The organism is Tunicatimonas sp. (assembly GCF_049647865.1).
In the GTDB taxonomy this organism is placed as follows: domain Bacteria; phylum Bacteroidota; class Bacteroidia; order Cytophagales; family Cyclobacteriaceae; genus Tunicatimonas.
Map to the genome: position 1 here is coordinate 1 of NZ_JBARYM010000754.1, position 7774 is coordinate 7774.

General features: G+C 44.7%; 6 protein-coding genes. 1 reads left to right on the plus strand and 5 read right to left on the minus strand.

Annotated elements, in window-relative coordinates; translation table 11 throughout:
• The 5 genes from WBA23_RS22015 to pssA all read right to left on the minus strand — a co-directional run.
• The coding region (locus WBA23_RS22015) for a YebC/PmpR family DNA-binding transcriptional regulator (protein WP_424584435.1) at window positions 1-738 on the minus strand (738 nt) is incomplete at its 3' end.
• 14 nt (window positions 739-752) lie between these two features.
• Window positions 753-2015, minus strand: a complete 1263-nt coding sequence (gene porV / locus WBA23_RS22020; protein ID WP_424584436.1) for a type IX secretion system outer membrane channel protein PorV — start codon at window positions 2013-2015, stop codon at window positions 753-755.
• Window position 2016: 1 nt separating this feature from the next.
• Window positions 2017-5463 (minus strand): type IX secretion system sortase PorU, encoded by a 3447-nt coding sequence (porU, locus tag WBA23_RS22025; RefSeq protein WP_424584437.1) that lies wholly within the window; start codon window positions 5461-5463, stop codon window positions 2017-2019.
• Between the two features lie 85 nt (window positions 5464-5548).
• Window positions 5549-5800 (minus strand): phosphoribosylformylglycinamidine synthase subunit PurS, encoded by a 252-nt coding sequence (purS, locus tag WBA23_RS22030; RefSeq protein WP_424584438.1) that lies wholly within the window; start codon window positions 5798-5800, stop codon window positions 5549-5551.
• Between the two features lie 114 nt (window positions 5801-5914).
• The gene (gene pssA / locus WBA23_RS22035) at window positions 5915-6625 is read right to left on the minus strand and encodes a CDP-diacylglycerol--serine O-phosphatidyltransferase (RefSeq protein ID WP_424584439.1); all 711 of its coding nucleotides are present in this window, start codon (window positions 6623-6625) and stop codon (window positions 5915-5917) included.
• Between the two features lie 46 nt (window positions 6626-6671).
• Here pssA and WBA23_RS22040 point away from each other — a divergent pair, with 46 nt between their 5' ends.
• Window positions 6672-7736 carry an NAD(P)/FAD-dependent oxidoreductase gene (locus tag WBA23_RS22040; protein WP_424584440.1) on the plus strand — a complete coding sequence of 355 codons (1065 nt, stop codon included), beginning with the start codon at window positions 6672-6674 and terminating at the stop codon, window positions 7734-7736.
• Window positions 7737-7774: the final 38 nt, after the last annotated feature.

Here is a 7774-nt window from a genome sequence, read left to right on the forward strand (position 1 = left end):
CAACTCCATCTGCTCCTCAGTTATATCAGCGTTGTGATAAACCTTCGCTACGTCGTCATCGTCTTCCAACACATCAACTAGTTTCATTACACTGAGTAGGGCTTCGTCGTCAAGCGTTACGCTGGTGGTAGGGATGCGCTGAAGTTCCGCGTTCTCTGGTTCTATGGATAACTCATCTAATTTGGTTTGAAGCGAGCCGAAGTCCTCCATCGCGCCGGTGACTTGTACTAAGCCTTCTTCATAGGCTACATCTTCCGCTCCGCCGTCAATCAGTTCCAGCATCAATTCGTCTTCTTCCATGCTTTTAGGCTGAGGGAATACAAAAACCCCTTTGCGATCGAACAGATATTCTACCGAGCCATTTTTGCTCAAACTGCCCCCGTGTTTGGTAAATGCCGACCGTACATTCGCTACGGTTCGGTTGAGGTTATCGGTAGTGCACTCTAAAAAAACGGCTACCCCGTGCGAAGCATAGCCTTCGTAGGTTACATCTTGGTAATCATCGCCGTCGGCTCCCGAGCCTTTGCTTACTGCCCGCTCAATAGTATCCTTGGGCATGTTAGCCCCTTTGGCATTCTGAATAGCGAGGCGCAAGCGGGGATTTCCGTCCGGGTCGGGGCCACCTTCTTTAGCCGATACGGTTATTTCTTTAATAAGCTTGGTAAATATTTTGCCCCGTTTGGCATCTTGGGCACCCTTTCGCCGCTTGATGTTTGCCCATTTACTGTGTCCGGCCATAGTACGAACGTTTTTTAATTCAAGTCTGACTCTTCACCAATGGTTTCAGTAGGAGTAGAATCTATGTTAAAGTGCAGTGATATCCGTAGGGTTTCCTGAAGCGGATGGTTCTGATCCTGGGGTAGAAGGTAAGCAAAATCTACTCCGAACACTTGGTAGCGCAACCCCAAACCGGCGGTAAAATACTTGCGGTTCCCTTTGTTCTCATGCTCATAAAAATAACCGGCCCGTACCGCAAATAGCTCATTATACCAATATTCTACTCCAGCTGAAATCATAATTTCCTGAAGTTCTTCACTAAAGCCATCGGGGGCATCGTTGAAAGAACCAAACATTCCCGATAAAAGCCCACGATCAGGATTTCTTCCTCCACCGGGTGCTATCACAGGTTGGCTATTGCGAAAAACAATTTGATTAGTAACACTATCGCGCAGATAGATGGGAGGAGTAGGCACCAGTAGTTTATTAAAATCTACGGCAAAAGTAAGCTTGTTGTAAGGGTCAAGGTAGGTAGTAAATGCCCCACCTACCTTCAGATTGGTCGGAATAAAATCGGCTTGATCTTCATCGAGATAGGTGATTTTAGCCCCAATGTTAGAAATATTAGCTCCAAATGACCAGTTTCCTTCATTACCGTTGAACACAATATCTTTGGTATAGTAAATACCTACATCTGCGGCCCCACTCAATCCAGCCTGACCTTCCGTACCACCAGTACCGGTATTTGACAATAAATTAGAGTGAATGAAGCGCCCCGTTAGACCGGCACTTAGGTTTTCACCTAGCTGCAACGCAAAAGTAGCCGCCAACGAAAACTCCCGAGGGCTTACTAAGTTCAGCAATTCTCCCTGGCGATCGGTTAATTGAATATCGCCCAGATCAAAGTAGCGCATAGACAATCCTAAAGCTTGCTGCTGATTAAGCTTTTTATAAGCCGATAGATACGAGATCGACATATCGTTCACTATTTTGGATAGCCAGGGGGTAAACGAGGCTGAAACTCCGAAGCTAGGTTCTAAGTATGCTAACTTAGCCGGATTCCAGTGGGTAGCGTTGGCGTCGGGAGTAGTTGCCACTCCTACATCGCCCATACCACTGGCCCGAGAATCAGGCGAGATTGCTAGAAATGGCACGGCAGTAGTAATTACCCTTCGGTTTTCATCTTGTCCTAAGATTGCCTGAACCGGTTGCCCCTGCTGAGCCAGAACGTGCTGACCAATCCCTATACAATTAAGCGCGATTGTTAGGATAAAGCTATTACGAATAAAATACTTCATATTAATGAGCAATAATAAGTTGATGCGTTTTTTGTTCAACGGTATTAGATTGTGTATTTCTGATTTTAATATTAGCGTAATAAATGCCGGAAGGCAAATGCGCTCCGGCGGTGGTTCGTCCGTCCCAGCGCAAATTATTTAGCCGAGTCGTTACTTCCGACTGCGTAGTCTGCATTTGGTGGACTAATTCACCCTGATTACTGTAGATTTGAACGGTGACGTCTAATATAGTGCCTGGTTGATTATGATCCAGCACAAACCGGGTTTCTTCTGAGAAAGGATTCGGATAATTATAAACATCCGTAACCCAAAGTGTTCCGTCTTCCCCTACCCGAAACGAAAGTTTGGCCATTCCCGAATTATTATAAGTGTCCCAGGCCTGCAAAGTTAGCTGATATTTTCCCTTCTCCAATCCTTCCAATGGGTAGCGAATCCATCCCGACTGAAAATTATCTATATCAGCTTGGTAGAAGTCATTTAATACGAAAGTACGACTTTCTTCAGTTTCTTCATAGAAGAGTTCAGCCGTAATTGTTTGCCCTAAGCCGCTCGAGCTAATGGATATTCCGTGCTCATCATTTAGGTGAGCTAACAACAACGAATTATTTCCGGTAAGTCCACCATTGATAAAGGTAGTATCGTCCATAAAAAGTGTCATCGCTGGGGCAGTATCATCATTAATAGCCGGACGATGGCTTCCTCCTATGGTAAAATTAACGGAAGCCCCGTGAGCATCCCCACCTTCTTCAGCCGATGATCCGCTGGCGTAAGCGGTAATTTTACCCGGCCCGGTTTGGTAAACGATATTTTTAGGTACCACAAAGTTCAATATAAACTGCCCGTTTACAACACGAGCTTTTCCCCGGTGAATAACGGAGTTTCGCTCCTCAAATTGCATGAATGTTCCTTCATTTCCTCGTGTACGCTGTAAAGTGCTTTTATCTAGCACTTCCACCTCTACTATTCCACTGAAGTTGGTTAGCACCTGCTGGGTAGTGGGCGAAACGACTCTACCAGTCAATTGAACATAGTCTAGCGCCCGTAGGGTATCCGTAATCATGAACTGTTCATTCGCCTGCCTCACTTCTAATCGCTCTATATTAACCTGCGCCTGCGGGTAGGCCAAAATCATACTAGGATCGCCAAGTAACGAGAAGTTACGGTTCACGGGGCCATTCAGCCCATCGTTTTTGGTACGACGAAAAATTTCACCTAAGGTGAGTGGCTGTCCGTTTTCCCGACGAAAAACTTCATTATAAAAAGCCCGGTTGAGCAGAAAATTAGAATTAGAAAACACCGGACGCGAGGTAGTCACCAAACCAATTGCCCCTCCCTTTTCGCTCAGAATTAGCTTTTCCGCTCCCGAAGTTTCCTTAGGACTATCGTGTCGGCCAAATTCGCAGGTAGCCGTTACAAAAAAGGGCAAACGATCGTAGTTGCGAAAACGATTAATCATGCTATTCGTCAAAATACTCTCTTGTGCCCAACGGGTTTCGCTACCGTGCCCGGTGTAATTAATTATGAGTGCCCCTTGCTTAATCGCATCTTCAATCTCCTGACTCACTGCGGGGGCAATTTCCGTATTAGGAAGCTGCTCTTGCTCAAAGGCATCGGTATAAATTTTTCGAATTGAGAAAGAGGTGTAGGAAGTATCTACAAATTTAGCTAGTTTTTCAGCGTCGCGCTGGTGCTTATCGTTGTCGCCATCGTCGGCTACAAACACCACCTGATTACGCCACTGCCCAAATGTTGCTTCGCTGGTTTGGTAGTGAATTAATTTATCTACCACCGTTTTGGCTTCTATTGCGTTCTTGATCGGTAGTCGGCCTACTCCAATATCCAACGAATGATCTCCCGCAAAACTTTCTACCCACTCACCTTCGTCATCTTCTAAAAACCCAAAGTAGTCGTCGGAAGCATAACTATAGATAGGATGCACCGAATTGCGCGACTGGTAGATAGGAACGATGTTCGTGTTATCATCCGTATAGCCTTTATAGTCGTAAGAACCCTTTCCGAATAATAATACCGACTGAAGCTGGTTAGGCTGACGGTCATATAAATACTTTAGATAGTTGCGCAGGGCGGTAACATCGGGGGCTCCTGAAGAAAATTCGTTATACACCTGCTGGTTGGTGACTACCTGCACGCTAATTTGGTTATATGTACGCCGAAAGTCGGCCAGTTGCTGGGCTTCAGCTAGTAAATCTTCTCTTGTAACAATCACCAAATTAGGAACGCCACCTCCCGCTAGATTCTGATTGGCTACTGTTCCCGAGAAGGTTGGAGTTAGAAAGGAAGTTGAAGTACCCGCTACAAACTCTTTCAATGTATCACTGGTAGCCGCCACAAAAACCCACTGGTCATTACTTCCACTTACGGACATTTGAACTGGCTCTTGAGAATCAGATACATCCCAGATGACCGGATTTTGATCAGCACTAAGGCGAAACTGAGTAGTTGAATGATTTGCACTTTCTAAGTTTCGGAAGCGAATAGATTTATCAGCCGGAATTGCCAGGGAACGAGCTCCCTCCACGATCAACTGATCTAAATTTGCTTTGGCTTGGCTACCGTTAAGCAATAATGTAACAATAGTGCTACCTGATGAGCTGTTGTTAACAGAAAATGTTGATTGACTAACTTTTCCCTTCTGAGTGTAGGTTCCCGAAAGAACTTGGTCTAGTGATACCTCCCCCACTGCGTTTCCATTGACTGAAACCTGCACATCGGCTGGACTTTCGGATCGTCCTACCAAGCGGGCATGAACCCTCATTGGATGTTCAGCCCGCCAATTTCCTACAGTAAAGCTAATTTCTACCGATTCTCCCCCAGCAAGTTCTTCACCTAGCCACTCTCTTCCTGATCCGCTTTCCTTTCCAATTTGCCAGTAGGTATCCAGTAAGTTGTACAGTTCTTCTTCGTGCACTAAGGCATCTTGGTAATAGTCTGTGGCCCAGGCGGGGTTATCAATTGACGATGCCGTTTGAACTCGTTTGCCTAAGTTACTTCCCAAGGTTAGAAAATAGTAAGCGGTGTCGCTATACAGATTTTTTTGATAAATAGCTTGGTAACCTAGTTCGTTGTCCGGCTCAAAATAAAGATTATGAGGTGATTGTCCGTAAAAGAGTATATAGTCATCGGCGTCTAGACGATCATCGCCCCCGTCTTCGATCTGGATAGCTATTTCGGGCAAATCGCTTATTCGGGGTTCCGCCAGCGACTGTGATAGCATTCCGCCTCCTTGGCCAAACACTTGAATAGTTTTAGACGAAACGGATGAAACATTAATGCCTAGAGCAGTCAAATCGCTACCGGACAAGCGGTACAGACCGTCTTCGGTAATAGCAAACTTGTACCAATTTCCCTCTGCCAACACAGAAGAATTCTGAGCCCAGCTTCGAGCGGAGATTATCTCAATAATCAAAAATAGTAGAAGTACCCGCATGCATGACCCGTTTTGTCAATCCATTCACGTTTTTTTGAGCACTTTAGTATGAATAGCTTACGGAAAAGCAGCCCAAAACCTACGTTCACTCCGCAGTTAGTTCGTACTCGTAGCTTTCCATGATCAAATTAGCCAGCAGTTTGGTGCAAGCTTCTTCCACCTTTTGTTTAGCCTGAGTTTCATCGCTTGCCGAAAGTTGCAGCGTGATATGCCTTCCTACCCTAACATCTTCAATACTATCCAGCCCTAGGTTTTCTAGTCCAAGTCGGACGGCTTTTCCCTGAGGATCTAAAATTTCCTTCTTGGGCATTACGTTGATTTTAGCGATAAAATCCATGAGTATAATTGAAAGCGGAAAATGGACAATTGTTAATGAATAACGCTTATAGCATTTCCATTAATCATCAGTCACTATTCATTAGTCATTATTGTGACAAAAGTAAATAATTTTCTACTCGGTTGTTGGGTTACGGGCTGACTTTGTTGAAACAGCTATCGAAAGTAGAATGTAGAGCACTAAAACGATAGGAATAGCTACCGAACGCAGTAGTATAAATAAGATAATAGAGGTTATCATAAAAATATACTTAAGCTGATTATCGGCCCAACTATAATTTTTAAACTTAAAGGCTAACAGTTCAATGCTCGCAACTAGTAGGTACGCATCAACCAAAGCTAGTACAACTAGAAAAGCCGGACTAGCGATCAACATTTGAAACCAAGCGAGCGTACCGAGGGGTAAAGCACTGATTAATAGCGCGCTAGCAGGGGTTGGAAGCCCAATAAATTTGTCGGTCTGCCGAGTATCCACGTTAAAAATAGCTAGGCGCAATGCCGAAAACGCCGCAATAACGAAGGACAGATAAGGAATCCACGTATCTTTCACCTCCAGAGCATTTTCTATCAGACCGAACATAATAAATGAGGGTAGCACCCCAAAACTCACCATATCGGCCAGCGAATCTAAGTCGCCCCCAATAGTAGAGTATGCTTTCAGAGCGCGAGCGACGAGGCCATCGGCAAAGTCTAGTAGCGCGGCAATCCAGATGAAGTAGGCAGCCATTTCCAGATTACCCTGGGTAGCAGCTACAATACCGAAACATCCGCTGAGCAGATTGCTTAACGTGATCGCGTTAGGGATATATTTGGTTGGGTAAGTCAATATTTTTTTGGCAACTTATCAACTTGTTAGCTGGTTTACAAAAAATATGACAAAAGTAGATGTTATAATAGTTGGTCAGGGCTTGGCGGGTACAGCTTTAAGTTACTATTTGATGCAGGCCGGCTGTCGCATTCAAATCATCAACCATAGCAAACCAGAAACTGCTTCGCGGGCAGCCGCGGGCTTGTATAATCCGATTACTGGGAGAAAGATGGTAAAGACTTGGTTGGCCGATAAGATTTTTCCCGAAATTGAGCCATTTTATCAGAAATTAGAATTGCTCACCGGGCAGCGCTTCTTGCATTCAATGCCTATTTATCGGCCGTTTCTCACCAACGCCGAACGTTCCGACTGGAGCATTTTAGCCCCTCAATCTATCTATCAGCCTTACATTAGCCAGGTATTTCAGCATAGTAGTTTTGGCGATTATATTAATGATCCTTTAGGGGGCATTTTGCTGCAGCAATCGGGCTACGTAGATTTGCCGGTACTTTTATCGGCCATGCAGCAGTATTTTCGTGAGCAGTCCGTATACCAGGAGGGTATTTTTGACGTTACTCGGGTACAACAAGAAAAAACAGGTATTCAATACGGAGATTATCACAGTCGGTGGCTCATTTTCTGCGATGGGGCCGACGGTTATCGCAATTCTTTCTTTCATTGGTTACCTTATGAGCCGGTGAAAGGGGAAATACTCTTGATTGATACTGAAAAAAAGAGTAACATCGTCTTCAATAGAGGAATATTTGTGATGCCATTTGGTGATAAGTACAAAGTAGGTTCTACCTATGACCATCAGGATTTAACGTTTGCTCCTACCGAAAAAGGGCGGAACACTTTGGAAAGTAAACTAGACAAACTACTAACTATGCCTTATCGGGTGGTAGACCAGTGGGCCGGAGTTCGTCCGGCTACCCGCGACCGGCGACCATTCATTGGAATACATCCGCACCATAAAACATTAGGTATTTTTAATGGGTTAGGCACCAAGGGTGTGTCGTTAGCCCCTTATTTTGCTCAGCATTTTACCCGATTCCTAACCGAACAAGCTTCCCTGAATCAGGAAATAGATATTCAACGTTTTGAGAATTTTTACCACGCCATGAGCTAATGAATGGAATAAATCTACTAAAATACGCGCTCCTACTG

Excerpts from the sequence above, each read along its gene's own strand:
- porV (WP_424584436.1), bottom strand. The coding sequence starts at position 2,015 with ATGAAGTATTTTATTCGTAATAGCTTTATCCTAACAATCGCGCTTAAT.
- WBA23_RS22040 (WP_424584440.1), top strand. The coding sequence starts at position 6,672 with ATGACAAAAGTAGATGTTATAATAGTTGGTCAGGGCTTGGCGGGTACA.
- purS (WP_424584438.1), bottom strand. The coding sequence starts at position 5,800 with ATGGATTTTATCGCTAAAATCAACGTAATGCCCAAGAAGGAAATTTTA.
- porU (WP_424584437.1), bottom strand. The coding sequence starts at position 5,463 with ATGCGGGTACTTCTACTATTTTTGATTATTGAGATAATCTCCGCTCGA.